27 protein-coding genes and 1 riboswitch are annotated in these 24,390 nt (G+C 52.5%); of the genes, 20 read left to right on the top strand and 7 right to left on the bottom strand.

Translation table 11 applies throughout. The features are described 5' to 3' along the window. Positions 1-84: 84 nt before the first annotated feature. A complete protein-coding gene (locus tag TY09_RS10570; RefSeq protein ID WP_242841481.1) occupies positions 85-1,188 on the bottom strand; it encodes an LCP family protein in 1,104 nt (367 codons plus the stop codon). A 184-nt stretch (positions 1,189-1,372) separates the two neighbouring features. Here TY09_RS10570 and TY09_RS18940 point away from each other — a divergent pair, with 184 nt between their 5' ends. The 3 genes from TY09_RS18940 (at position 1,373) to TY09_RS10560 (ending at position 4,177) form a co-directional block, all read left to right on the top strand. Then, the gene (locus TY09_RS18940) at positions 1,373-1,495 is read left to right on the top strand and encodes a hypothetical protein (protein ID WP_276325297.1); all 123 of its coding nucleotides are present in this window, start codon (positions 1,373-1,375) and stop codon (positions 1,493-1,495) included. Positions 1,496-1,598: 103 nt separating this feature from the next. Next, entirely contained in the window at positions 1,599-3,032 is a 1,434-nt protein-coding gene (locus TY09_RS10565; protein WP_042434034.1) for an NAD(P)/FAD-dependent oxidoreductase, read from the top strand. Between the two features lie 221 nt (positions 3,033-3,253). Next, positions 3,254-4,177, top strand: coding sequence for a LysR family transcriptional regulator (locus TY09_RS10560; protein ID WP_042434031.1), 924 nt, complete (start codon positions 3,254-3,256; stop codon positions 4,175-4,177). Between the two features lie 80 nt (positions 4,178-4,257). Here the strand turns inward: TY09_RS10560 and TY09_RS10555 are convergent, their stop codons facing one another. Beyond that, positions 4,258-5,217: a ketopantoate reductase family protein gene (locus TY09_RS10555; protein ID WP_081759649.1), complete on the bottom strand. Its 960-nt coding sequence runs from the start codon at positions 5,215-5,217 to the stop codon at positions 4,258-4,260. Positions 5,218-5,660: 443 nt separating this feature from the next. Between TY09_RS10555 and rsgA the strand changes: the two genes are divergently transcribed. After that, a complete protein-coding gene (rsgA, locus tag TY09_RS10550; RefSeq protein ID WP_081759648.1) occupies positions 5,661-6,743 on the top strand; it encodes a ribosome small subunit-dependent GTPase A in 1,083 nt (360 codons plus the stop codon). Position 6,744: 1 nt separating this feature from the next. After that, positions 6,745-7,461: an SAM-dependent methyltransferase gene (locus TY09_RS10545; protein ID WP_042434023.1), complete on the top strand. Its 717-nt coding sequence runs from the start codon at positions 6,745-6,747 to the stop codon at positions 7,459-7,461. Between the two features lie 105 nt (positions 7,462-7,566). Here the strand turns inward: TY09_RS10545 and TY09_RS10540 are convergent, their stop codons facing one another. Beyond that, a complete protein-coding gene (locus TY09_RS10540; RefSeq protein ID WP_009060987.1) occupies positions 7,567-8,040 on the bottom strand; it encodes a glutathione peroxidase in 474 nt (157 codons plus the stop codon). A gap of 138 nt (positions 8,041-8,178) precedes the next feature. Between TY09_RS10540 and TY09_RS10535 the strand changes: the two genes are divergently transcribed. From TY09_RS10535 to crcB (TY09_RS10520), 4 genes are all read left to right on the top strand, one after another. Beyond that, positions 8,179-8,622 carry a MarR family winged helix-turn-helix transcriptional regulator gene (locus TY09_RS10535; protein ID WP_042434019.1) on the top strand — a complete coding sequence of 148 codons (444 nt, stop codon included), beginning with the start codon at positions 8,179-8,181 and terminating at the stop codon, positions 8,620-8,622. 109 nt (positions 8,623-8,731) lie between these two features. After that, positions 8,732-8,804, top strand: a riboswitch (Fluoride riboswitch). A gap of 41 nt (positions 8,805-8,845) precedes the next feature. Continuing rightward, positions 8,846-9,388 carry an inorganic diphosphatase gene (locus TY09_RS10530; RefSeq protein ID WP_042434016.1) on the top strand — a complete coding sequence of 181 codons (543 nt, stop codon included), beginning with the start codon at positions 8,846-8,848 and terminating at the stop codon, positions 9,386-9,388. Next, positions 9,385-9,831: a fluoride efflux transporter CrcB gene (gene crcB / locus TY09_RS10525; RefSeq protein WP_042434013.1), complete on the top strand. Its 447-nt coding sequence runs from the start codon at positions 9,385-9,387 to the stop codon at positions 9,829-9,831. The genes TY09_RS10530 and crcB (TY09_RS10525) overlap by 4 nt, the downstream gene beginning before the upstream one ends. After that, a complete protein-coding gene (crcB, locus tag TY09_RS10520) occupies positions 9,832-10,185 on the top strand; it encodes a fluoride efflux transporter CrcB (RefSeq protein WP_009060982.1) in 354 nt (117 codons plus the stop codon). 278 nt (positions 10,186-10,463) lie between these two features. Here crcB (TY09_RS10520) and TY09_RS10515 read toward each other — a convergent pair whose 3' ends face one another. From TY09_RS10515 to cysK, 4 genes are all read right to left on the bottom strand, one after another. Beyond that, positions 10,464-11,438 (bottom strand): P1 family peptidase, encoded by a 975-nt coding sequence (locus TY09_RS10515; RefSeq protein ID WP_042434011.1) that lies wholly within the window; start codon positions 11,436-11,438, stop codon positions 10,464-10,466. A gap of 7 nt (positions 11,439-11,445) precedes the next feature. Further along, positions 11,446-11,994: a bifunctional phosphopantothenoylcysteine decarboxylase/phosphopantothenate--cysteine ligase CoaBC gene (coaBC, locus tag TY09_RS10510; protein ID WP_009060960.1), complete on the bottom strand. Its 549-nt coding sequence runs from the start codon at positions 11,992-11,994 to the stop codon at positions 11,446-11,448. Then, positions 11,991-12,770 carry a phosphopantothenoylcysteine decarboxylase domain-containing protein gene (locus TY09_RS10505; RefSeq protein ID WP_042434008.1) on the bottom strand — a complete coding sequence of 260 codons (780 nt, stop codon included), beginning with the start codon at positions 12,768-12,770 and terminating at the stop codon, positions 11,991-11,993. Before TY09_RS10505 ends, coaBC begins: the two co-directional genes overlap by 4 nt. 134 nt (positions 12,771-12,904) lie before the next feature. Then, positions 12,905-13,837 carry a cysteine synthase A gene (gene cysK, locus TY09_RS10500; protein WP_009060974.1) on the bottom strand — a complete coding sequence of 311 codons (933 nt, stop codon included), beginning with the start codon at positions 13,835-13,837 and terminating at the stop codon, positions 12,905-12,907. A 282-nt stretch (positions 13,838-14,119) separates the two neighbouring features. On the opposite strand from cysK, the gene TY09_RS10495 reads away from it, so the two are divergent. From TY09_RS10495 to TY09_RS10445, 11 genes are all read left to right on the top strand, one after another. After that, complete coding sequence (locus tag TY09_RS10495) at positions 14,120-14,566, top strand: RrF2 family transcriptional regulator (RefSeq protein WP_009060957.1); 447 nt, start codon at positions 14,120-14,122, stop codon at positions 14,564-14,566. Between the two features lie 589 nt (positions 14,567-15,155). Next, complete coding sequence (locus TY09_RS10490; RefSeq protein ID WP_042434007.1) at positions 15,156-16,226, top strand: methionine ABC transporter ATP-binding protein; 1,071 nt, start codon at positions 15,156-15,158, stop codon at positions 16,224-16,226. Then, the gene (locus TY09_RS10485; protein WP_042434004.1) at positions 16,223-16,903 is read left to right on the top strand and encodes a methionine ABC transporter permease; all 681 of its coding nucleotides are present in this window, start codon (positions 16,223-16,225) and stop codon (positions 16,901-16,903) included. Before TY09_RS10490 ends, TY09_RS10485 begins: the two co-directional genes overlap by 4 nt. Positions 16,904-16,968: 65 nt before the next feature. After that, complete coding sequence (locus tag TY09_RS10480) at positions 16,969-17,865, top strand: MetQ/NlpA family ABC transporter substrate-binding protein (RefSeq protein WP_042434001.1); 897 nt, start codon at positions 16,969-16,971, stop codon at positions 17,863-17,865. 19 nt (positions 17,866-17,884) lie between these two features. After that, positions 17,885-19,063 carry a M20 metallopeptidase family protein gene (locus TY09_RS10475; protein ID WP_042433998.1) on the top strand — a complete coding sequence of 393 codons (1,179 nt, stop codon included), beginning with the start codon at positions 17,885-17,887 and terminating at the stop codon, positions 19,061-19,063. Further along, positions 19,056-19,532 (top strand): S-ribosylhomocysteine lyase, encoded by a 477-nt coding sequence (locus tag TY09_RS10470; protein ID WP_042433997.1) that lies wholly within the window; start codon positions 19,056-19,058, stop codon positions 19,530-19,532. Before TY09_RS10475 ends, TY09_RS10470 begins: the two co-directional genes overlap by 8 nt. A gap of 73 nt (positions 19,533-19,605) precedes the next feature. Continuing rightward, entirely contained in the window at positions 19,606-20,397 is a 792-nt protein-coding gene (locus tag TY09_RS10465) for a methionine ABC transporter ATP-binding protein (RefSeq protein WP_042433994.1), read from the top strand. 41 nt (positions 20,398-20,438) lie between these two features. Beyond that, positions 20,439-21,149 carry a methionine ABC transporter permease gene (locus TY09_RS10460; RefSeq protein WP_009060955.1) on the top strand — a complete coding sequence of 237 codons (711 nt, stop codon included), beginning with the start codon at positions 20,439-20,441 and terminating at the stop codon, positions 21,147-21,149. Positions 21,150-21,249: 100 nt separating this feature from the next. Further along, positions 21,250-22,119 carry a MetQ/NlpA family ABC transporter substrate-binding protein gene (locus TY09_RS10455; protein WP_042433991.1) on the top strand — a complete coding sequence of 290 codons (870 nt, stop codon included), beginning with the start codon at positions 21,250-21,252 and terminating at the stop codon, positions 22,117-22,119. A gap of 95 nt (positions 22,120-22,214) precedes the next feature. Continuing rightward, positions 22,215-23,372: a trans-sulfuration enzyme family protein gene (locus TY09_RS10450; RefSeq protein WP_042433988.1), complete on the top strand. Its 1,158-nt coding sequence runs from the start codon at positions 22,215-22,217 to the stop codon at positions 23,370-23,372. Further along, positions 23,369-24,283 (top strand): PLP-dependent cysteine synthase family protein, encoded by a 915-nt coding sequence (locus tag TY09_RS10445; RefSeq protein WP_042433984.1) that lies wholly within the window; start codon positions 23,369-23,371, stop codon positions 24,281-24,283. The genes TY09_RS10450 and TY09_RS10445 overlap by 4 nt, the downstream gene beginning before the upstream one ends. Positions 24,284-24,390: the final 107 nt, after the last annotated feature.

Raw genomic sequence — 24,390 nt, 5'->3', positions numbered from 1 at the left:
CAAATGCGGCGGGATATCCCGCCGCATTTTCACATCTATCTAAAAAATCCCGTTCCGTCAAAAGCGGAACGGGATTTTCAACTTTTATTGCTGTGCGTCTGTGCCGTAAATAAACTCGCGCAGCGCTTTGCTGTTCGCCTCCAGATCGGGATTCAGCACATCACCGATGCCGGAAACCCGTTTGTCCTCATACATGCCGGTTTCGGGTATGTGCAGCGTTTCCATCGGGTAGCTCATAATGCCCATCGCACTCGCGGCCAGACTGAGCATTTCGCCGTCGGACAGATTCGTCGTCACATACCCCATATAATCGTGCAGCAAAGACGAAAGCTCGATGGGATTTTTTGATTTGAGCTTGTCCACCATGCAGCTGATCACCTGGCGCTGGCGGCCTGTACGCCCAAAGTCGCTGTCGATGCGCCGGATTCTGGAATAATACAGCGCCAGCGTACCGCGCATATGATTTGTACCCGCGCTCATTTGGGCATCCATCACGCGGTTCATCTCGTCGGCCTCAGCCTGGCTGATATTGACCTCAATTCCGCCCATCTTATCGATGATCTCGGCAAAGCTGTCGACATCGATGGAAACGAATTTATCGATATTGATACGGAAGTTATTTTCAATCGTCTGCATCGTCAGTGCGGCGCCGCCATTGCTGAAAGAAGCGTTGAGCTTATTTTTGCCGATCGTGGGAATCTCCACATACAAATCGCGTAAAAAGGAAGTCAGCTTAACTTTTTTATTATGATTATCGATCGAGACCAGCATCATGGTATCTGAACGCCGCAAGCCGTCCTGCTCGCGGTCGGTACCGATCAGAAGAATGTTCGTCACCTGCTTGTTCGACATCACATCCCACTGCGGCGCGTCGGAAGGCTGCTGCACGTAGCTGTTGGCGTCTGTGTTATCGCGGTGCACCTGCGACAGCAGGGATGACGCGTATGCGTAGATACCTGCACACAGCAGAAGAACAACCGCCAAAACAATAACCCCAACTTTTCTGCCCCTTTTTTTCTTGGGCGGGCGCCGCCTGGGGGATGATTTTCTCGCCGAACCGGCAGAGCTGTATCCGTCGCGGTCACTGTTGCTGTAGATGTCGCGGTCTACATAATTATAGCGGTCTATCTCTCCGCTTGGCCTGCGGTTTCCACCGCGGCTGCTGCGATTATCCTCTTTTTTTGCCATATCCTTCTCCTGTTCTACAACTTCCATGTTGACAGAAACCATTCTATTGCAAATACAATCGCTTGTCAAGCATGAGAGCCTCATACTGCACTATGCGATTTTTTATCGTTTGTTTACAGCTCGGTAACATATATCTCCCTTTTTTTAGGTATAATACAAAAGGTTATGAATGGAGGGAGAACGTATGCCGCAGTTGAAGCACAAAAAGACAAGCGCAAGCAGTCAGACTCTTTGGGTGCGAATCGTTGCACTGATCTGCGCGGTACTGATCGCCGGCTCTGTTCTTTCCATCGTATTTTATCTGTAAACCCAGTAAAAACACCTTGGGTATCAGCGCCCCATGTAAGCCTGCCGGAGCTTTCCTGCAGGTTTGTTTTGCTGTGTTTATTTAAATTTCAGGAGGTCAATTCATGTTTGAGTACGACGTAATTATCGTGGGGGCCGGCCCTGCAGGCATTTTTGCGGCATTGGAGCTGGAAAAAACCGCTCCGCAGGCAAAAGTTCTGATGATCGACAGCGGCAGCACCATTGCGCGCCGGGCCTGTCCTGCCAGAACCAGAGGAATCTGCGCCCACTGCAACCCCTGCCATATTATGAACGGATGGGCCGGCGCCGGCGCCTTTTCCGACGGCAAGCTTTCGCTTTCTTACGAGGTGGGCGGCAATGTGACCGATTACCTGCCGCGCGAGGAAGTAACCGACCTGATCCATTACGCAGACGGAATCTACCTGGGCTTCGGCGCGCCGGAAACCGTATACGGCCTGAGCGACAAATTCGCGGATAAGATCGCATATGACGCGAAAAAGCATAACGTTCAGCTGGTGCCTTGTCCCGTTCGCCATATGGGAACCGAGTATTCCTACGAGGTACTCAGCCGCATGTATGATTACCTGAACGCGAAAGAGAATTTCACGTTTCTGGAATACACGACCGCCGAAACGATTCAGAATGAAAACGGCAAAGCCACCGGCGTGTGGACAATCAATAAGCAGGGCGAGCGCAAGTGTCTGACGGCGCCGTACATTGTTCTGGCCCCCGGCCGCGGCGGTGCGGACTGGCTGACCCGTGTTGCGGCGGAGAATGGGATCTCCACCACAAACAACGCGGTAGACATCGGTGTGCGCGTCGAGGTGCCGAACGCGGTGATGGACCCGCTGACCACTCACCTGTACGAAGCAAAGCTCGTATATTACTCCGATACCTTTGAGAGCAAGGTGCGCACCTTCTGCATGAACCCGGGCGGAATCGTAAGCGAGGAGCATTACGAGGGCGGCGTCGGCGGAAACGGAATCGCAGTGGTCAACGGCCACAGCTACGCAGACGAAGGACGCCGCACGGACAACACCAACTTTGCGCTGCTGGTTTCGACCAACTTTACCGAGCCGTTCCACCAGCCCATTGAATACGGCCGCTATATTGCACAGCTTGGCAACATGCTGACCGGCGGCGGCATTATGGTACAGCGTTTGGGCGATCTTCTGATGGGCCGCCGCACCGACGTTTCCCGCCTGAAGCGCTCGACGACAGTGCCCACCCTGAAAAACGCGGTGCCGGGCGACCTGTCGTTCGTTCTTCCCCACCGCCACCTGACCAGCGTGGTGGAAGGCCTGCGCGCATTTGACAAAATCGCCCCCGGCCTGTATTCCAAAAACACGCTGCTGTATGGCGTTGAGGTGAAATTCTACTCCTCGAAGGTCAAGGTCAAAAACACATTCGAAACGTCTGTGGAAAATCTGTACGCCATCGGCGACGGCGCGGGCATTACCCGTGGCCTGATGCAGGCCTCCGTGACCGGCGTAGTGGTTGCGCGCAACATTGCAGAGAGCATGCAGAAGCAGAAATAATGAATCGCTTGATCCCCTTTGGCGGCTTACGCTGCCTGAGGGGATTTTTTGCGTTCCCCGGATTCCGGCGTTGCCCTCTTCCCCATCATGGGGTATAATAAAAATACCATTCATTTCGTCCCTGTTTTCGTCAGGGATGAAATACCCGCTTCCAGGCAGATTGTCTGCAAACAAAACGCCTGGGGCTTACACAGAAATCACGTCGTGTGGAGGAATGTATTATGACGCTGCAGCAGCTGAAATACATTATTGAAATTGTAAACAGCGGTTCCATCAACGAAGCGGCAAAAAAGCTGTATATCACCCAGCCAAGCCTTTCCAGCGCCGTAAAGGAGCTGGAATCTGAAATGGGGATCGAGCTTTTTCTGCGCACGCCCAAGGGAATCACGCTTACCTCCGACGGCGCGGAGTTCCTCGGCTATGCGCGTCAGGTCGTCGAGCAGGCCAGCCTGCTTGAGCAGCGGTATCTGAACAAAAAACCTTCGCGTCAGCTGTGCTCGATTTCTACCCAGCACTACGCCTTTGCGGTCAACGCGTTCGTCAACATGATCCGGAAAAGCGGAGCCGATGAGTATGAATTCACGCTGCGCGAAACCAGAACCTACGAGATCATTGAGGATGTAAAAACACTGCGCAGTGAGCTCGGAATTCTGTACCGCAACCCGTTTAATCAAAAGGTGATCGACAAGCTGCTCAAAGAAAATCATCTGGAATTTCACCCGCTGTTTACGGCAGAGCCGCATATTTTTATCAGCTCCAGCAACCCTTTGGCAAAGCGAAAATCCGTTACGCTGGAGGATTTGGAGGAATATCCCTATCTTTCATTTGAACAGGGTGACTACAACTCCTTTTATTTTTCAGAAGAAATCCTGAGCACCGTTTTTCATAAAAAAAGCATTCACGTCAGCGACCGCGCAACGATCTTTAACCTGATGATCGGCCTGGACGGCTACACCATTTCCACCGGAATTGTCAGCGCCGACCTGAACGGCGACAACATCACCTCGGTTCCGCTGATTGTTGACGATAAGATTCAGGTGGGTTGGATTTCCAACCGTCAGATTCAGCTGAGCAAGCAGGCTCTTTCGTATGTGGAAGAACTGCGCGGCGTGATTGGCGGATACGGACTCACGCTGGAAGAATAAGCTGGTGCAGGCAACAGCAAACCAAAACAGTAAATACATCATATAAAAACCAGCCGCCGGGTATTTCGGCGGCTGGTTTTTTACAGCGTATCCCAGTCAGGTATCTGCGCGCGCAGGGAGTCCCACTGCGGCATCGGGAAATCGGGAGTGCGGTTGCGCACCTGCGCAAATCCATCGTCCAGCGCGTGCATTTCTGTTACCGCATTCCGGCAGTGATCGCTGGCGGCAAGACGCCCCAAAGCCGTTTTCGCCATAATCCAAAGCAGGGCGGACATCACCGCCCGTTTTGGCCCGGGTTCAAAATACCGATCATCCCCCTGCGGCAGGATGGGAACCCCCTGCCCCCGAAGCAGCCGGTACCCCTCCCTTGCGGCGTCCATCGTCTGCCGCAGCTGGGCACGGGAGGCCTTGGTCAGATCGCAGTCCAGCGCGTAGCACAGGTAGCACACGGGTAAAATCAGCGCCAAGTGGCACTGGTACCACGCCTGCATCCCCGGCTGGTACAAGAGCTTGTATTTGCTGTTTTGAAAAATGTGATCGAGCACCTCTTTCGTTTTTGGGTCGGGCAGAGAATTTAAAAGCCCGCATTCCAGTCCCCCGGCGCCGGCCCGTACACACACTGATTCGCCGTTTTCGCGTCTTCCTCCGGTCCCCTGAAACCCGAATACAACTGTTTTCGGCACCGCGGTATGCGTTTTTATGTATTCCTCCATTTCCGTAGCGGAGAGATTGTTGCCGACCAGAACCACCACCGGACTGTCCGCCCGCGCGAGATCATCCAGTATCCCCCGCATCTGCTGGTACTGCATTACGGCAAAAACGGCGTCGTAATGCTCGGAAGAATCCAGTCCCTCGATGACTCGAGGGTGATCGTGTGTCGTCTTTCTTTGAGTATAATGGCGGATCACAAGGCCGTTTTTCTCCAGCTCTTCTTTTCTCCGTCCGCGTGCAAGAATGGATACATCGTGCCCGGCCGCGCACAGCACGTGGGCCAGGTAGCTTCCAATGACGCCCGCACCATAAACAAGCAATTTCATCATTGAGCCTCCAATATGCTGATTTAATTCCAATAGTTAGTTTTTGCTAACGTGAGAATAGCACAATCCATTGCAAAAGTAAAGAAATCCTTTGGACGAAAAGGAGTCGGCAGACAGAAAAAAACATCTCCGGCTGCCGGCCCTCAGCGTGGGGCGACCGGTTGACAATTGCGGCTCTGTCGTGCTAAAGTAAAGAAAATAGAAAACGAGGTGTCTTTTTTGGAGATTGTTCTGTAAGGAACACAAATTGCATGTGGGAAAATAAGCGACGACCGGTCGCTTTGTTTGCTGTGCAATCACGTTTCTGCAGAACTGTGTCCTGACAGACATTTTTGAAACTGTTGGAGCATAGTGTAGCAGCTATGCCCTTTTTTTGCGCAATTTGTGTTCCGCCCCGCTGATCATCGAATCGCTGATAACGATAACTTATGAAGAGGTGGAACAAATTGAATTTGATCATACGCTATGGCGCGGACGATTCCGTTCTGGCCGAAGCCGCTCTTTCTCCAAACCTTTTTCTTTGCAGAGTGATCTCTCAATACAAAGGTCAGTATAAAATTGCCACGGAAAGCGGAGAGTGCCTTGCCGAAGTCTCCGGTAAATTCCGGTATGAGGCCGCCGATCCGTCGCAATTCCCCGCGGTTGGCGATTTTGTGATGGCGGACCGCGCTGAAAGCAGCACCGGGAACGCCATGATTCATCGGGTGCTGCCGCGAAAAAGCGTGTTTGAACGCACCGCAGCGGCCAATGAGCATCAGTCCCAGATCATTGCCGCCAACATCGATATTGTTTTTATTTGCATGTCCTTAAACAACAATTACAATCTCAGCCGCCTGGAGCGCTATCTTTCCGTCGCCTGGAGCAGCGGGGCCACCCCGGTAGCAGTACTGACAAAGGCCGATCTTTGTGAGAATCTGCCCGGCGTTCTGTCCGAAATCATGAAAATAGCACCGGGAACCGACGTGATCGCAACCTCCCGCAGCGACCCGGATTCCTTTGAAAAGCTTCTGCCCTATCTGCGCCCCAACAGAACTGCGGCTTTCATCGGATCCTCCGGCGTGGGGAAAACCACGCTGATCAACTGCCTTGCCGGGGAGAATTTACTGGTAACATCGCAGACCCGCAGCGACGACAAAGGCCGCCACACCACTACCCGCAGGGAAATGATCCTTCTGCCGCAGGGCGGCATCGTCATCGACACGCCCGGCCTGCGCGAACTGGGTGTGGAATCCGCCGATCTTTCCCGGTCCTTTGCGGAAATTGATGCGCTGGCGGAGCACTGCCGTTTTCGAGACTGCACGCACACCAACGAACCCGGCTGCGCGGTTTTAAAGGCACTGGAAACCGGCGAGCTGACCCTCCGGCGGCTGGAAAACTACCGAAAGCTGAGGCGGGAGGCCGGGTATGACGGCCTTTCTTCTCGACAGATCGAAACCCAGAAGCTTAATGCCATGTTTGAGACGGTCGGCGGAATGAAAAATGGCCGCAAATTTATTCGGCAAAACGATAAGCGCAAGGGAGGATTCTAAAATGGAATACAGAAAAATCAACCGGTATCACCCACAGCTTGTGCGTGAAAAAATAATGGGGCCAAATCCCATTAAGCTGCTGGAAGAATTGCTGCTGCAGCACTCGCTTGCTCCGGGTGATCTGGTAATGGATTTGGGCTGCGGGCAGGGCCTTACCTCCGTATTTCTGGTAAAGGAGTATGGATTCCGTGTGTTTGCGGCGGACTTATGGAGTAATCCGACCAATAACAAACGCTTTTTTGATCAGATGGGGCTCACGGCACAGCAGATCATCCCGCTACACGCCGACGCCAACACCCTTCCCTTTGCGGAAGAATTCTTTGACGCCATCGTCAGTATAGACTCCTACCACTACTTTGGGCACGATCCGGAATATCTGGGAAAATGCCTGCTCCCATATGTAAAACGCGGCGGCTATGTCTATATTGCCATTCCCGGTATGAAGCGGGACTGCCACGATCAGCTTCCGCCGGAACTGTTGCTCTCCTGGACGCCGGAGCAGCTCGACACCATTCATGACATTGCGTATTGGACGGAGCGGATCGGCAAGACCAAAGGCGTAACGGTGCTCTCTATTCATGAAATGGAAAGCAACGAGGAAGTTTGGGCCGACTGGCTCCGCTGCGACAACGAATATGCGCGGGGCGACCGCAGAACATGGGAAGCCGGGGGTGGAAAATACCTGAATATGATCGCCATTGTGCTGCAAAGAGAATAACGGCTGCATCAACACAAACAAAGGATACCGGGCGGTTTCTAGAAGCCGCCCGGTACCCTATTTGATCTGTGAAACAGGAGTCATGATATCCGTCCGCAGGCGGTTTCAGAGCAGGGCGAGAATATCTGCCTCCAGATTTTCCGGTTTGTCCGACGGCGCGTAGCGGGAAATCACATTGCCGTTTCTGTCTACCAGAAACTTTGTAAAATTCCATTTGATATTGGAACCCAGAACACCCTTTTGCTGAGATTTTAAATACGTATACAGCGGGGACTCGTTCGGGCCGTTGACCTCAATTTTCGCGAACTGAGGAAAGGTAACATGATAAGTGAGCTGACAGAAGCTCTGAATCTCCTCTTCGCTGCCCGGCGCCTGATGGCCGAACTGATTGCACGGAAAATCGAGAATCTCGAATCCGCGGTCACGGTACTTTTGATATAAGTTTTCCAGTCCCTCATACTGCGGGGTAAATCCGCACCCGGTTGCGGTATTCACAATCAGAAGCACCTTGTCTTGATATTGAGAAAGCGGCACCGGCTGTTTTTTCATGTCCAGCATACTAAAATCATAGATACTCATTTTGATGAGCTCCTTTCTATCAGTTGTTTGCTATTTAATTTTACACAATCAATTTAAAAACGTCAAGTGTTTTTCTTGACCTTCTCAAATAAATTTGATACTATTTAATTGTACAATAGATAAGAGAGGGGAAGCTCTATGAACAACACCGATGAGATTTTAAAGCTGGATAACCAGCTTTGTTTTGCCCTTTATGTCAGCTCCAAAGAGATCATTCGCAGATACAAACCGCTTTTGGAACCGCTCCATTTGACCTACACCGGTTATATTACCATGATGGCGCTGTGGGAGAAGGACGACATTTCCGTAAAGGATTTGGGAAATCGCCTGACACTTGATTCAGGCACCTTGACACCGCTGCTCAAAAAGCTGGAGTCGCTTTCGTATATTGAACGAATCCGCAGCGACGACGATGAGCGGAGCGTGCGCATTCGCCTGACAGAAGCCGGGCGTGCCTTAAAAGCCAAGGCCGCCTTGATTCCGGAGCAGATGATCTGCACGGCCGGCCTTACGCCCGAAAAGCTCGGCCCGCTTTTAAAGAGCCTGCAGGCCTTTATCAGTGACCTTACAGCCGAATCCTGAACAGATTTTCCGTGCAATCCAAAAGCGCCGATTTGGGAGGAATCACTTTTTTCAAATCGCTATTGAAAATCTGTTTGGAGCATGCTATAATACATTTTGTCACATTATCAATTTTTCTGGGAATGAAGTTCTCCCGCGGCATTGCCGAAACTGCTTATTTAGCTGATGACTTCTGCGCTGGCAGAAGCATCGGCTTTTTTTGTTTATCAAAAGGAGGATACTAATGAATATTTGGCATGACATTCATCCGGAAAGAATTACAAGCACACGGTTTCACGCCGTAGTTGAGATTCCGAAGGGCTCAAAGCTCAAATATGAACTCGACAAAGAAACTGGACTGATTATTTTGGATCGCGTTCTGTATACTTCCACACATTACCCGGCGAATTACGGATTTATCCCCCGCACTCTGGCGGAAGACGGAGATCCGCTGGATGTTCTGATCCTGAGCGACGAATCCTTTGAACCGCTGTCTCTGATCCCGTGCCATCCCATTGGCGTAATTCATATGGTCGACAGCAACGAGCGTGACGAAAAGATCATTGCTGTTCCAAGCGGCGACCCGAACTACAATACATTTCAGTCAATTCAGGAACTGCCGCAGCACATTTTCAGTGAGATGTCGCATTTCTTTTCCGTTTACAAAGAGCTCGAGGGAAAGAAAACCGTAATCAAAGAAATCGATGATGTGAAAAATGCCATTGCGGTGATCGAAGACAGCATCTCCCGGTATAACAAAGTCTTTCACAAAGGAATCAATGAATGAGAAAATATATTTTCCTTTCCTGCGGGTCGATCGTCGGCGCTATTGCAAGATACCTGATCGAAAAGATTCAAATCCCCGGCTATCACGAAACTCTTCCGCTCAACACACTGTTTATCAACATTACAGGCTCTTTTTTGATCGCCTTCATCCTGACCATCGGCCTTGAAATCCGGAAATTTGATCCCGACGTTCGCCTTGGCCTGACGACCGGTCTGATGGGAGCGTATACCACCTTTTCCACCATGTGCAAGGAAGCCTCCACACTGCTGTTTCAGGAAGAATATACCTCTGCGGTTTCTTACCTGATCGTAAGCGCCGCACTCGGACTGGGAGCTGTTTATTTAGGAGTTACAGCCGCCCGGGCGCTGGGAGTGAGGCTGCTGCAAAACAAGGAAAGTGACGAAGAATCTGCTTTCCATTACAACGAAAATGAGGTGGATTAGTTGGAGATTGCTCTGATCGCGATCGGCGGACTTTTGGGCGGACTCTGTAGATTCGAATTGGGACGGTTTATTCTGCAGAAGGCCGACACTCGATTCCCGCTTGGAACCTTTATCATCAACATAACCGGTGCGTTCCTGCTTGGTGTGCTGACGGGCTCCGAGCTCCCGGCACAGACCTATGTTCTGCTGGGAGACGGTTTTCTTGGCGCATACACCACCTTCTCTACCTTTATGTATGAAGGCTTCCAGCTATTTGATAAAAGAGAACGAAACGCTTTTCTTTACATTTTCAGTTCCCTGCTTATCGGCATCATCGGGTATGTATGCGGCTACGCGCTCGCAAAAGCATTTTAGCCCCTGCATGGCCCCATGCTGACGGCAAACCTGAAAAACAACATACTAACATGCCCCCAATCGCAGACAAAATGGTGATTGGGGGTCATTTTAGTTAGATGAAAAATTTGTTGAGGATCGTTCCACGAGGATTATTTTGCATTGAGAAAGAGATTGTTTTAGCTGGAAAGGAGATTGCCCGTTAAAAGACGCAAGATGCTGCACCCAAAATGCAGGCGAGGCTGCATGAGCATAGCAAAGCACCCCAACAGCTTGTGTTGGGGTGCTTTGCATTTTTGTTAGTAAGATTTTACGAAAACATCCTGATAGGATGGATACCCGCCGAGAGACGCTGCCTTCTTCACGGCCTGCAGAATTGCCTGCTCTACGGCATAGGCGGACAGAATTCCGACTGCATCAAAATTGGCTGCTACTTCACCTGAACACAGGGTAAACAGGGTATCGCCGTCAAAAACGGAGTGAGCGGGACGAACGGCTCTTGCAATTCCATTGTGGCTGACGGACGCCAGTTTTTTAGCCTGTGCCTTTTCCAGCTTTGCGTTGGTAATCACACAGCCGATCACCGTGTTTCCGCTAAAAAAATCTGCCGTACTCTGATAGGACGATACAATGATCTCCTCAGAACCACCGGGAAAGGGATGTCCGTCCTGTAAAACACCCGCCAGGAGCTTCCCGGATTCGCGGTCACAGATATCCCCCACGCAATTCACGGCGATCACTGCGCCGACCATCAGGTCTCCCTGACGAAAGGCACAGGTTCCTATTCCTCCCTTCATAGCATGGGTCTTCCCCAGGGTTTTCCCGACGGTGCAGCCTGTACCGGCACCGACGCTGCCCTCTTCCAAGGGAAGCACACCGGCATTCCGGCAGGCCAGATACCCCATTTCAGCGTCCGGGCGCACCATGGCATTGCCGCATTTGAGATCAAACAGAATCGCGCCGCTGACGTTCGGGACACACGTTACCTCTACATCGCGGCCAATACGGTGTTCTTCCAGGTAACGCATCACACCTCCGGCCGCGTCCAGCCCGAAGGCACTTCCGCCTGCGAGCAGAACTGCATGAACCTCTTTTCTGTTATTGACCGGGTCGAGTGCGTCGGTTTCGCGCGTACCGGGGGAACCGCCGCGCACATCCACACCGGCCACGGCGCCCTTTTCACAAATAACCACCGTACAGCCGGTCGCTGCCTCCAGGTTCTGAGCATGTCCTATCTGAAATCCCGGTATTTGTGTAACACTGATTTTTTCCATAACAGCCTTAGTCTTCCTTTTCTTTCAGATACCGCAAAACCGTTTCCGTAATGGTTTCTACCTCTGCAAGAGCGCCCCGCCCCAGGTCGCCGCAGGCGAGAAGCCCTTCCTTCGGTTCGATGAAAAGAGTACCGTGCTTTTTCAGCCGGCTGATATTTTCCTGAACGATCTCATTTTCATACATTGCGGTATTCATTGCGGGGCATAGAATCACCGGTGTTCCCCGCACCGCTGTGAGAACCGTCGTCAGCATATCGTCCGCAATACCGGAGGCGAGCTTTCCGATCAGATTCGCGGTCGCGGGAGCGACCACACACACATCCGCGCGCTTTGCAAGAGAAATATGCTCCACCTCGTTCACAAGAATCTCATCAAACATCTTCGTGTATACTTTTCGTTTGGTCAGAGTCTGAAAGGTAAGCGGCGTGATGAATTCCTGTGCGCTCTTCGTCAGGATCACATCGACCTCGCATCCCTGCTTTGTAAGGATATTGGCGATTTCCGCCGCCTTATACGCGGCAATGCTCCCTGTAACACCCAGTAAAACGTGCTTCAACGGATTCCCTCCTGTTCTGAAAGCTTTTCGCGGACGCTGGACGCAATTGTTTTTGCAATGTTGCTGCGGCCATCCAATTCCCGGTACGAACCATCCGGGCAAATCAGGTACCCATGGTGCCGGGTTTGCGTTACCTCTGTCTTGTCATTGGCCAGCACAAAGTCACATCCGCTGCGCTCGATCAGGTGAAGCCCCGCCGCAATCAGCTCCTGAACCGGAACATGGTTGAGAAGCTTAAACCCAACAAGAAGTGTCTGCGGCTGCACTTTTTTAATGAGATCAATGATCTTCGGAGTTCTTTTCAGAACAAGGACCAAGTCATCCTCATCCGAGCTGATTTTTCCGCTTCCCGCCATCTGATTTTGCTCATTGAGGGCCTGCCGCAAAATTTCCCGCACAGCTTCCGCCGATAAATCTGCCCCGGAAAGTGCCTGCACCGCCCGATCTGCCGCCAGACTGGTCGAGGTCACATTGGAAACTGTATAGTCGCTGACCGCCATACAGTGTACCACTGCATCGATTTTTTCGCGCGTCAGGATTTTGGTCAGTGTATCCTGCAGGTCAGCCACCCCCGCAATGCGCACAATCCGTACTTTAGATTCCTCCTCCGGCGCGGCGGCTGTTTGCCCGCAGACATAAATGATCTCTTCCGTAGAGGGAATCGACAAAAAAGCCTGCGCAATGGCCTTTCCCATAGAACCGGTTGAATGATTGGTAATGCACCGTACCTCATCAATTTTCTCGGAGGTACCCCCTGCTGTAATTAGTATTTTCATAAGAACCCACATTTCTATCTTTTGATATCTATAAGATTACAATTTTTTCGTCCGGTACACAACCCTTCAAAAAACATTTTTTCAGCAGAAAAAAGGCGCCGCCGTAAGCGACGCCTTTTCGGCTCTTGAAAGGATTACTCAGAAAACAGCGGAGTAGAGAGATACCGCTCTCCGGTATCCGGCAAAATGGCAACGATCACCTTGCCTGCGTTTTCCGGGCGTTTGGCCAGCTCCGTCGCCGCCCAAATGGCTGCGCCGGAAGAAATACCCACCAAGAGGCCCTCTTCTTTGGAAAGCTCTTTACCGGTAGCAAACGCATCCTCGTTCTTCACGCGGATGATTTCATCATAAATGGAGGTGTTGAGCACCTTCGGCACAAACCCTGCCCCGATTCCCTGAATCTTGTGGGGGCCGGACTTGCCTTCCGACAATACCGGAGAAGCATCGGGCTCTACGGCGATCACTTTCACATTCGGGTTCTTTGATTTGAGGAACTCACCCGCACCGGTGAGCGTTCCGCCCGTACCAACGCCGGCTACAAGAATGTCTACCTTGCCGTCGGTGTCTTCCCAAATTTCAGGGCCGGTTGTTTTTCTGTGAACATCCGGGTTCGCGGGGTTTACAAACTGGCCGGGAATGAAGGAATGGGGAATTTCCTGGGCCAGCTCCTCGGCTCTTGCGATTGCGCCGGACATTCCCTTTGCGCCTTCGGTCAGAACAAGCTCTGCACCGTATGCTTTCAGCAGATTTCTGCGTTCAACGCTCATGGTTTCCGGCATCGTCAGAATAATGCGATAGCCGTGCGCAGCCGCCACAGAAGCCAGGCCGATACCGGTGTTTCCGCTAGTAGGCTCAATGATGACAGACTCGGGATTCAGCAGCCCCTTTTCCTCAGCGTCTTCGATCATCGCCTTGGCAATTCTGTCCTTTACACTTCCGGCTGGATTAAAATATTCCAGCTTACCAATCACAGTTGCCTGCAGCTCGTGTTTCTTTTCATAATTGGAAAGTTCCAAAAGAGGGGTTTTTCCGATCAGATCCGTCAGATTCTTAAAAACCTTTGCCATAAGACGACCTCCTAAAATCATTTAATCATATATGCTATATATGTTTTGTTGCTATTATAATACAGCGATTTTTGGAAAATGTCAACCATTAAACCCATATTATTTTTATTCATTTGATCAGTCCTAAAAATGAGGTATTTTCAGCTTTTATTCGGATTATCTGCGATTGTAAAATAGAAGTCTGCACGACCCAGCTTGCATTGGCTATTGACAAATGTGGTTTTTTCTCTTATCATTTATTACATATAATACATATCATTTTTATATGAAACAGGTGATTCTATGAAGATATCCACAAAGGGCCGTTACGCTTTGGCTGCTGCGATTCACATGGCGCGGTATTATCGATGTGGTGAATATATTACGGTCTCCAGCATTGCGGAAAACCTGGGGATCTCTAAGATTTATTTGGAGCAGGTCTTTTCCATGCTCAAGCAGGCCGGGATCATTTTTTCTGTGAAAGGAGCCCAGGGAGGCTATCAGCTTGCGCGGGCGCCCGTTCAAATCACCGCACTGGATATTCTGGCCTGCGTAGAGCTTTCTTTATTCAAGAATACACAGGAAACCGTTGCCCAGCGAGCTCCTGATATTGAAAAGGCTCTGAGGGCATCTGCCTTTGATCTGTTGGATCAGGTGGTGCGGGGCACCCTGAGTGAAATCACGCTCTCTGACCTTGCCGCAGAGGTGGAAAAGAATGAGGGAGAACATACCATCATGTTCTATATTTAGATGAATCAAATAAAGGTCTGTCTGCCCGAAGGCGCAGCGGCGGCATCTTTTGGCATCCACCGATTCAATGAATACGGGCTTTATCCTATCAGAAATATCTGAGCATTCAATCAATTTATTCTCAATCCAAGCTACTTTTAAGAGGAAAGCACCTTTCAGGTGCTCTCCTCTTTTTTTATTTTACAAAATAAAATCCATCTATATTTTACATTTAACATATATGTAAAATATGAAATATTGTCTAAGCTGACAAGTTTTATCGAAAGTCGATTTGGTCGTTGTCCCAAATATGCCGAACCGCTTCGTATTTTCATTGACAACAAAAATCCGAATACATATAATGCTTATAAGCTTAATATGTATTATATCGATCGCAGAATGGAGTGAACACAATGGCAAACAGAAAAAGCACAGCCGCCGCAACGAATTGTACCTTGATGGGGATGCAGAGTTTCTGTATACCCTGTTGTGCCATGTGTCAATATGATACCCCCAGTGGATAGGTCTATTCTTGCGCATGCTTTCGGGCAGTCGGGATTAGAAAATCCCGGCTGCTTTTTTATTTTCAGAAGCGCACGGAAAGGATAGGATGCTTTTGATTGAACTCGTAAACGTAAAGAAAAGCTACCAGAACGCCACCGGGCAGATTGAGGCCCTGAAAGGAGTTTCTTTGAAGGTTGAGCGCTCCGACATTTACGGGGTGATCGGTTACAGCGGGGCGGGAAAAAGCACGCTGATCCGCTGCATCAACCTTTTGGAGCACCCGGACAGCGGGCAGGTGCTGCTCTCCGGAAACGACATCACCGGATCTTCTCAGGCTCAGCTCGAGAAAACACGCCAGCAGATCGGAATGATTTTTCAGCACTTTAATCTGCTTCGTTCCAAAACGGTATTTGAGAACATCGCATTTCCGCTCCGGTATCTGCGAAAGAGCAAGCAAGAGATTCAGCAAAAAGTGAAAGAGCTTTTGCAGCTGGTCGACCTGAGCGACAAGGCGGACTGTTACCCCTCCCAACTAAGCGGCGGGCAAAAACAGCGGGTCGCGATCGCCAGAGCGCTGGCCAACGACCCGCAGATCCTGCTCAGCGACGAGGCAACCTCCGCTCTGGACCCACAGACCACGGATTCGATTTTGCAGCTTCTGCTGGAGCTGAACCGCCGACTGGGTTTGACGATTGTGATCGTCACCCACGAAATGCATGTGGTTCAGGAAATCTGCAACAAGGTCGCCGTGATGGAAAACGGACTGATCGTGGAGCAGGGCGATACCTTTGAGGTGTTCTCTCATCCGCAGACCAAAACAACCAGGTGTTTCACGGCCTCGTTATTCCGGGAGGGGAATGTTGAAAAGCTGATCGAGCAGATCGATCAGAATCTGGGAACTCTCCCGAATAGGAAGCTGCTGCACCTGCTGTTCGTAGGGTCCAAAGCGAATAACGCGTATATCTCTCACGTGATCAAGCGGTTTGAGGTGGAGGTCAGCATTCTTTACGGTTCCATCGAGCTGGTGCAGTCCCGGCCCATCGGCAGCCTGTTTGTCGCCATAAGCGGCGATGAAATCAAGATTCTTGCGGCAATGGAGTACTTAAAAACAGAAGGAGTCAGCGTCCATATTTTGCAGGAGCTCCCCTCTGATGACCAGGAGGAGGTTGTGGTTTGAAGGAATTTCTGATTGAACTCTTCCCAAACGTGTACGAAATGTTCGGCGATTTACTCGATTCCATCTGGCAGACCTTTGTAATGGTCGGCATTGCGGGGATTTTCGGGATCACCATCGGGACGCTGCTTGGAATTTCGCTGGTCGTTTCCGCCAAGGGCGGCCTGTACGAAAACGACCTGTTCAACAACATTCTGGGAAAAATCGTGAACACCATCCGTTCGATTCCGTTCGTGATTTTGATTGCGCTGATGGTTTCCTTTACCCGCTTCCTCGTTGGAACCTCTATTGGAGTTCGGGGAGCGATCGTCCCCATGGTTGCCGGAATCATTCCCCTTGTGACGCGAATGACCGAGCAGGCCCTGCTGGAGGTAGACCCGGGAGTGATGGAGGCCGCCCGTTCCATGGGGATTTCGCGGCCCTATATTATCGTTCACATTCTGTTGCAGGAAAGTCTGCCGGGGCTTCTGCGGTCACTCGTTACCAGCTTTATCAGCCTGATCGGCCTTTCCGCCATGGCAGGCAGTGTGGGCGGCGGCGGGATCGGCAACTTTGCCATCCGATACGGTTACTCACGGTATATGAACGACATCACCGTTGTGACCGTGCTGCTGCTTTTGCTGATCGTCAACATCGTGCAGAGCGTCGGCAACCGTGCGGCACAACGGCTGACACACTGAATGCTCCCCGGTATTCCCTGTTTTAAAATCAACAGATCAAATTCATATCAGGAGGATGAACTACCATGAAAAAACAAAATCAACTCTCTCGAATCGGCTCCGTATTATCCGTACTGCTGGCCGCCAGCGTATTCCTTTCCGCGTGCAGCGGCACCGCCGCAAACTCCGGCGCGTCCGCGGCCTCCAACGCCCCGGCTTCTTCCTCTCAGTCCAAACCGGTGACGGTGAAAATCGGCACTACGTCTGACGAACCGCGCGTCTGGAATGCGGTGCAGGCCGAGCTTGATTCCGAAGGCGCAAACATCAAAATTGAGACGATCAATTTGACGGGCGGCGAGCCGAATAAGGCCCTGGCCGAAGGAGAGGTCGATTTGAACGCGTTCCAGCATTACGCGTATTTCAACAAAAACAAAGAGGAGCTGAAGCTTGACCTGACCGCGATCGGCGATACCCTGATCGTACCGCTGAACCTCTTCTCGAAAAAACACAAATCGCTGGAGGAGCTGCCGAATGGCGCGCAGATCGCGATCCCTGATGATCCCACCAATCAGGGGCGTGCGCTGAACGTTCTGAAAAACGCCGGCCTGATCAAGCTGGATGAAAAAGCCGGAAACAACGCGCTGATCAAGGACGTGACAGAGAATCCCAAGAACATCAAATTTGTAGAGATCACCGGCGCTCAGCTTCCCCGCTCGCTGCAAGACGTAGACGCGGCCATCATCAACTGCGGCTACGCCGTGGATTCCGGCCTGGACCCGGTGAAGGACCCGATCTACAAGGACGACATCGACCTGAAAAACCCGGAGCAGCAGCCGTTTATCAACCTGATCGCGGCCAGAACGGCAGACAAGGATAACTCGGCCTACCTGAAAATCGTAGAGGCCTACCATACCCAGAGGGTGGCCGACGCAATCGCCGAGGTGTATTCCAACGCGGCGGTTCCCGCCTTTGAGGTCAAATAATCCAAAGGAGGCGGATTCCATGTCTAAAACACTTTATGAGGAAGCGCTCGAACACCAAGCCGAAACAACCGAGCTGCGAAGATGGTTTCACAGCCACCCGGAACCAAGCTTTGGGGAATACGAAACCGCCGCCCGCGTTCGGGAAGAGCTGGACCGGCTCGGCATTCCATTTGTCACGGCGGGCGAAACCGGCACCGTCGGCATCCTCCGCGGGAAATCCGAAAAACCGGTGATCGCTCTTCGCGCGGACATTGACGCCCTCGAGATCGAAGAAAAAAACGAGGTTCCCTACCGCTCCCAAAACTCGGGGCTGATGCACGCCTGCGGGCATGACGCGCACGCTTCTTCCCTGCTGACTGCGGCAAAGCTTCTGCTCCGACGCAGGGAGGAGCTGCCCGGCACGGTCAAACTGATTTTTCAGCCCGCGGAGGAAGTGGGCCGGGGCGCGAACTCGGTTATTTCATCGGGTGCGCTGGACGATGTGCAGGCTTTTTTCGGGCTTCACGTGCGGGCGGGACTCCCGGTCGGTAAGGCTGCCTTGCAGGCAGGGCCCATCATGGCGGGCGCCAACTCCCTGAAAATTGACGTATTCGGGAAAAGCGGGCACGCCGGCCACCCGGACAACGCCATAGACGTGATTGCCGCGGGCGCGGAGATCGTGGAAGCGCTGCAGCACATTGTATCCCGTGAAATCCCGCCGACGGAAGCCGCGACGATCTCGGTTTGCCAGTTCCGCGCGGGAACCCGGGACAATATCATCGCGAATCACGCCAGAATTTCGGGTACCGTGCGCGTGACGAGCGAGCAGACGCGGGCACAGATCACAGAAGCCATTCACCGCGTGGTAAGCGGAATCAGCGCGGCGCACCGGGTCACCTCACAGGTAGAATGCGAGTTTGCCACCCCGGTTTTGATCAATTCCGCCGAGCTGTACCATACGGCGCTCTCCGCTGTACAGGAGGTTCTGTCGCCGGAGGCGGCACAGGGGGTTCTCCCCCAGCTGGGGACAGAGGATTTTAGCGCATACGGGCAGATTGCCCCGGCCTTCTTCACATTTGTGGGTTCCGGCGGCGAATACCCGCACCACCATGAGCGGTTCGACATCGACGAGCGGGTTCTCTCCATTTCGGCGGCGCTGTATACGGCTTTTGTCCTCCACTATTTTAACTTGAATGAAAAGAGTGATTCGGATGCCTAAGGTAGAAAGCTTTACATTAGACCACACCATCGTACAGGCGCCTTATGTGCGCGTGGCCGGTGTGGAACACAACGGAAAGGGGGCCACCGTTCAGAAATTCGACCTGCGCTTTTTGCAGCCAAATACCGACTCCATCCCCACGGGGGCGCTGCACACGCTGGAGCATTATCTCTCCATCTTTCTGCGGGAAGAGATCGACGGGCTGATCGACATTTCCCCCATGGGCTGCCGGACAGGATTTTATCTGGTGGTGTGGGAGGAACACCCGGTTTCGGAAATCGCCCTCGCCCTGCATCACGCTCTGCAAAGAGTGCTGGAGCAGACGGAGGTGCCTGCGGCCACCGCGAAGGAATGCGGCAATTACAAGGATCATTCGCTGTTTTCCGCAAAGGAATACGCCCGGCAGGTGCTTTCTCAGGGAATCAGCACAGACCCCTTTGACCACAGCCGGCTGATTCAGGCGGACTGAGGCCCCGATCATTCTAGTAAAAAGGAGAAATGCAGTATGTTCTTCCGGAACAGCGAAGCTGCAAGATGCCAGTATGTTGGATGAATATATTCAGATCTCTGATCTGCACAAAACCTATATCACGCACGGGGCATCGCTGCAGGTGCTCAGGGGAATCAATCTTTCTGTCAACAAGAGAGAGATTTTCGGGATCATCGGTTTCAGCGGCGCGGGAAAATCCACGCTGGCGCGATGCATCAACCGGCTGGAAACACCCGACAGCGGCAGGATTCAGGTCGGCGGAGTCGACATTCTGCGCCTGCCCAAAAAGGCCCTGCTCAAAGAGCGGAGAAAAATCGGGATGATTTTTCAGACCTTCAACCTGTTTGAAGCCAAAACGGTGTACCGCAACATCTCTTACCCACTGGAAATCAGCGGCGTGCCGAAAGAGGAAATCAAAGACAGGGTGCTGCGGACAGCCGAGCTCGTCGGGCTGACGGATAAGCTCGAGGCTTACCCGGGCGGGCTTTCCGGCGGGCAGAAGCAGCGGGTGGGAATCGCGCGGGCTCTGGTCAACAATCCCGATCTTCTGCTCAGCGACGAAGCGACCTCTGCCCTCGACCCGCAGACCACGCTTCAGATTCTGGATTTGCTGAAAAAGATCAATCAGACCACCGGCATCACCATCCTGATGATCACGCACGAGCTGGACGCCATCAAATACACCTGCGAACGCATGGCGGTGCTGGAGGATGGACTGATTATTGAATCCGGCCCGGTAAGCGAAATCTTCAGCAACCCGCACAGCCGCACCGGCGAGCTTTTTGCCAAAGTATTTTTTGAACTGCAGCATTCGGGCGAACTGGTAAACGGCGAGGGGATTTAAAAAACAGATCGCCCCGATTTTAAAGTGAAAGGAGTGGTTCTTTGAGTTTATTGGATCATTCGATATGGGAGGTCATCATCGCCTCCTTCGCGCCCGACATCTGGCAGCGCATGGGCTCCTCCGTACTGGAAACCTTGTACATGGTGGCCCTTTCCTCCGCCATCATGCTGTTTTGCGGCCTGCTGCTCGGGATTCTGCTGACCGTGACAAACCCCGACGGCCTGGTGCCGTTAAAGCCGCTGTATGCCAGCTCGGGGTGGCTGATCAACTGCCTCCGCTCTCTGCCCCAGATGATCATGATCATCCTGATGATCCCGGTGGCCCGCCTGTTCTTTGGAAAATCCTACGGAACCAATGCCTGTATCATCGCCATTGCCGCCAGCTGCATCCCCATGTACGCCCGCATTGTGGAAAGCAGCCTGCTGGAAATCGCCAAAGGCAAGGTAGAAGCGGCAAAGTCCATCGGCAGTACCAATGCGCAGATCATCTTTCGCATTCTTCTGCCGGAAACCATCCCCTCCCTCATCCGCGGCTTTACCGTCGCTGTGATCGCCGTCATCTCTATGACTGCCTTGGCCGGAATGTTCGGCGCGGGCGGCATCGGGGACATTGCGGTACGGTTCGGCTACCAGCGCTTTCAGCATGATGTGCTGTTTGCAGCCGTTTATATTCTGATCATTCTGGTTCAGCTGGTTCAATGGGTTGGGGACCTTACCTCGAAGCAAATCCTGAAAAAGCGAAATTTGATTTAATTATGTGGTTTCTTTTCCCCTCCTGCGGCGGAAAAAGAACCGAAAAAATTCATCTGCGTTTATTGAAACCTCTGTAAAAAACATAGAAGGAGCATTCATTATGAAATCGATCAAAGCAGCATCTGTCCTTTTCGCGGCGGCCCTCTCCCTCAGCCTGCTGGCCGGGTGCGCCGGCACTGCCGGCGGCTCTTCCTCTCAGGCGCAGTCCACACCCGCCGCGTCCGGCGACAGCTCGCAGCAAACCGTTACCCTCAAAGGAATTGTCGACCTTGTCCCCCACTCGGAAATCATCAAGTACGTTACCCCCAAGCTGGCAAAGCAGGGAATCATCATCGATCTGGTGGCAACGGCAGCCGACAACACCACAAACGAAAAGCTTGCGAAGGGCGAAATCGACTTTAACTACTTTCAGCATGAACCGTACCTGGAGGAATGGAACAACACGAACGGCTTCAATCTGGTCAACGCCGGGGATATTCACGTGGAGCCCATCACGGCCTATTCCGACAAATACAGCTCCACGGATAAAATTCCGGAAAACGCGACCGTCGCCATCCCGAATGACGGCACCAACGAATACAGAGCCCTGCTCATTTTAGAGCAAAACGGCTTTATCAAGCTGAACGAAAAAACCGCCACCTCTCTGAGCGCATCGGTAACGGACATTCAAAGCTATGTGCGCCCGATCAAAATTGTAGAGCTGGATTCGGCGCAGATCATCCCCACCAAAGCCGACTACGATTTCTTCATTACAAATACCAACAAGGCGCTGGAAGCGAAGATCACCTCCACCAAGCTGTTCAGTGAAAGCGGAGACAGCCCCTACGCCAACATCATTGCCGTACGGGAAGAGGATAAAGACAATCCCGCGATTGCTGCTCTGGTGAAAGAGCTGCAGTCGGAGGATACCAGAAAGTTTATTGAAGACACCTACAAGGGCGCTGTCATTCCGGCCAAACTGGGTTCCTGATCCCCTGCTGCCGGTCAGTCCAAAACAGAAAATCTGTTCCGCCATTTTATGCAAGCTTACCGTCGAACCATTTTCACATTGGGAGGGATTGTCACTTGAAACATTATGAATTTATCGAGTCCGCACTGATTCATGGCGGCATTTACGGTGATGAACGCACCGGCGCGGTCAGCACGCCGATCTACCAGACCTCAACCTTCATGCAGGATGAGCTGGGAAAGCACCGCGGGTACGAGTATTCCCGAACCGGGAACCCGACCCGCGAGGCCCTGGAGGCGCTGATCGCCGAGTTAGAGGGCGGTGAAGCCGGTTTTGCCTTTGCGTCCGGCATGGCGGCGATCACCGCCGCACTCAGCCTGTTCCAGAGCGGAGACAGGATCGTGATTTCCAGCAACGTATACGGCGGAACCTTCCGTGTTCTGGATCAGATCTTCCGGCACTTCGGTTTTGCATATACCATCGCGGACACCACCGATCTAAAGGCATTGGAAGCCGCCATCACGCCGGATGTAAAGGCTGTGCTGGTCGAAAGCCCGGCGAACCCGCTGCTGACCGTGACCGACCTTGCGGCGGCCGCCGAGATTGCGCACCAACACGACGCTCTTCTGATTGTGGATAACACCTTCATGACCCCTTATCTTCAGCGGCCCCTGGAGCTGGGTGCAGACATTGTTCTGCACTCGGCCACCAAATATCTGGGCGGCCACAGCGATGTGATCGCCGGGCTGGCGGTCGTAAAAACAAAGGAGCTGGCCGAGCGGCTTCATTTTATTCAGAATGCCACCGGCGGAATTTTACAGCCGTTTGATTCTTATCTGCTGATCCGCAGCATCAAGACCCTCGGTGTGCGGATGGACCGGCACGTGGAGAATGCCGAAGCGCTTGCCAATCTGCTGCGTGATCACGAGGCGGTAAAGACCGTGTACTACCCCGGCCTGCCCGACGCGCAGGGCTTTGAAATCAACCGGCAGCAGGCCAAAAACGGCGGCGCCATGATCTCTTTTGAGCTGAACGAGGGCTATGATATTCGCAGGTTTTTTCAGAATCTGCGCCTGATTGCCCTGGCGGAAAGCCTTGGCGGAGTGGAATCGCTGGTGTGTCACCCGGCCAGCATGACCCACGCCTCCATCCCCAAAGAGATTCGCCAGAAGGTCGGGATCACCGACGGGCTGATCCGCCTTTCGGTGGGCATTGAGAATCTGCGCGATTTGATACAAGACCTGCGAATGTCGATGGAGGGGGCAAAAGTATGAGTTTGTACCCCTCCATGCAGGAGCTGATCGGGAACACGCCGCTCATACGGCTTTCGCAGCTTGGATTCCCGGAGCAGCTGAACGTCTATGCCAAGCTGGAGCTGTATAACCCGGCGGGCAGCGTCAAAGACAGAATCGGCAGATCGATGATTGCGGACGCCGAAAGCCGCGGCATTTTAAAGCCCGGCAGCACCATTATTGAAGCCACCGCAGGCAACACCGGGCTTGGAATTGCCTTTGCAGCCTTAAACCGCGGCTACCGGCTGATCTTTGTGGTGCCGCAGAAATTCTCTCAGGAAAAACAGACGCTGATGAAAGCGCTGGGCGCCGAAATCATTCACACCTCAACGGAGGAAGGAATGCTGGGCGCAGCCAGAAAAGCAGAGGAGCTGCGCACAGAGATCGCCAACTCCGTCTCTCTGGAGCAGTTCAAGAACCAAAGCAACCCGCAGGCCCACTACGAAACGACCGGGCCGGAGATTTACCGCGACCTTGACGGCAAAATCGATTATGTGGTGGCCGGCGCCGGAAGCGGCGGCACCTACACCGGTGTTCTGCGGTATTTAAAAGAGCAAAATCCGGCAATCAAGGGCGTTCTGGCCGACCCGATCGGCTCCACCATCGGGGGCGGGGAGCACTCTGACTATGAAATTGAGGGCATCGGGAACGACTTTATCGCCGACACAATGGATATGAGCCTTGTTGATCAGGTCATCAAGGTCAGCGATGCGGAAGCCTTTGAACAGGTGAGAATCGCCGCGAAGAAAGAAGGCATCTTTGCAGGCTCATCGTCCGGGGCCGCGCTGGCCGCTGTGAACAAGCTGACAAAAACCGTTTCTTCCGGAACGGTCGTCGTCATCCTCCCCGACAGGGGCGAACGATATTTCAGCAAGCATATTTTCGGCGAATAGACGCTCCTTTCGTTTCGGCACCCGCCATTCACCGCTAACGATAAAATCACCGGATACTCGTCATGATCCCCGGGGAATTGTCCGAACAAACAGGAAATGAACTGAAC

The sequence above is a fragment of the Faecalispora jeddahensis genome (genome assembly GCF_000577335.1).
Lineage (GTDB): Bacteria > Bacillota > Clostridia > Oscillospirales > Acutalibacteraceae > Faecalispora > Faecalispora jeddahensis.
The sequence above is the reverse complement of the archived record's forward strand: the minus strand, read 5'-3'. Positions and strand labels throughout refer to the sequence as shown.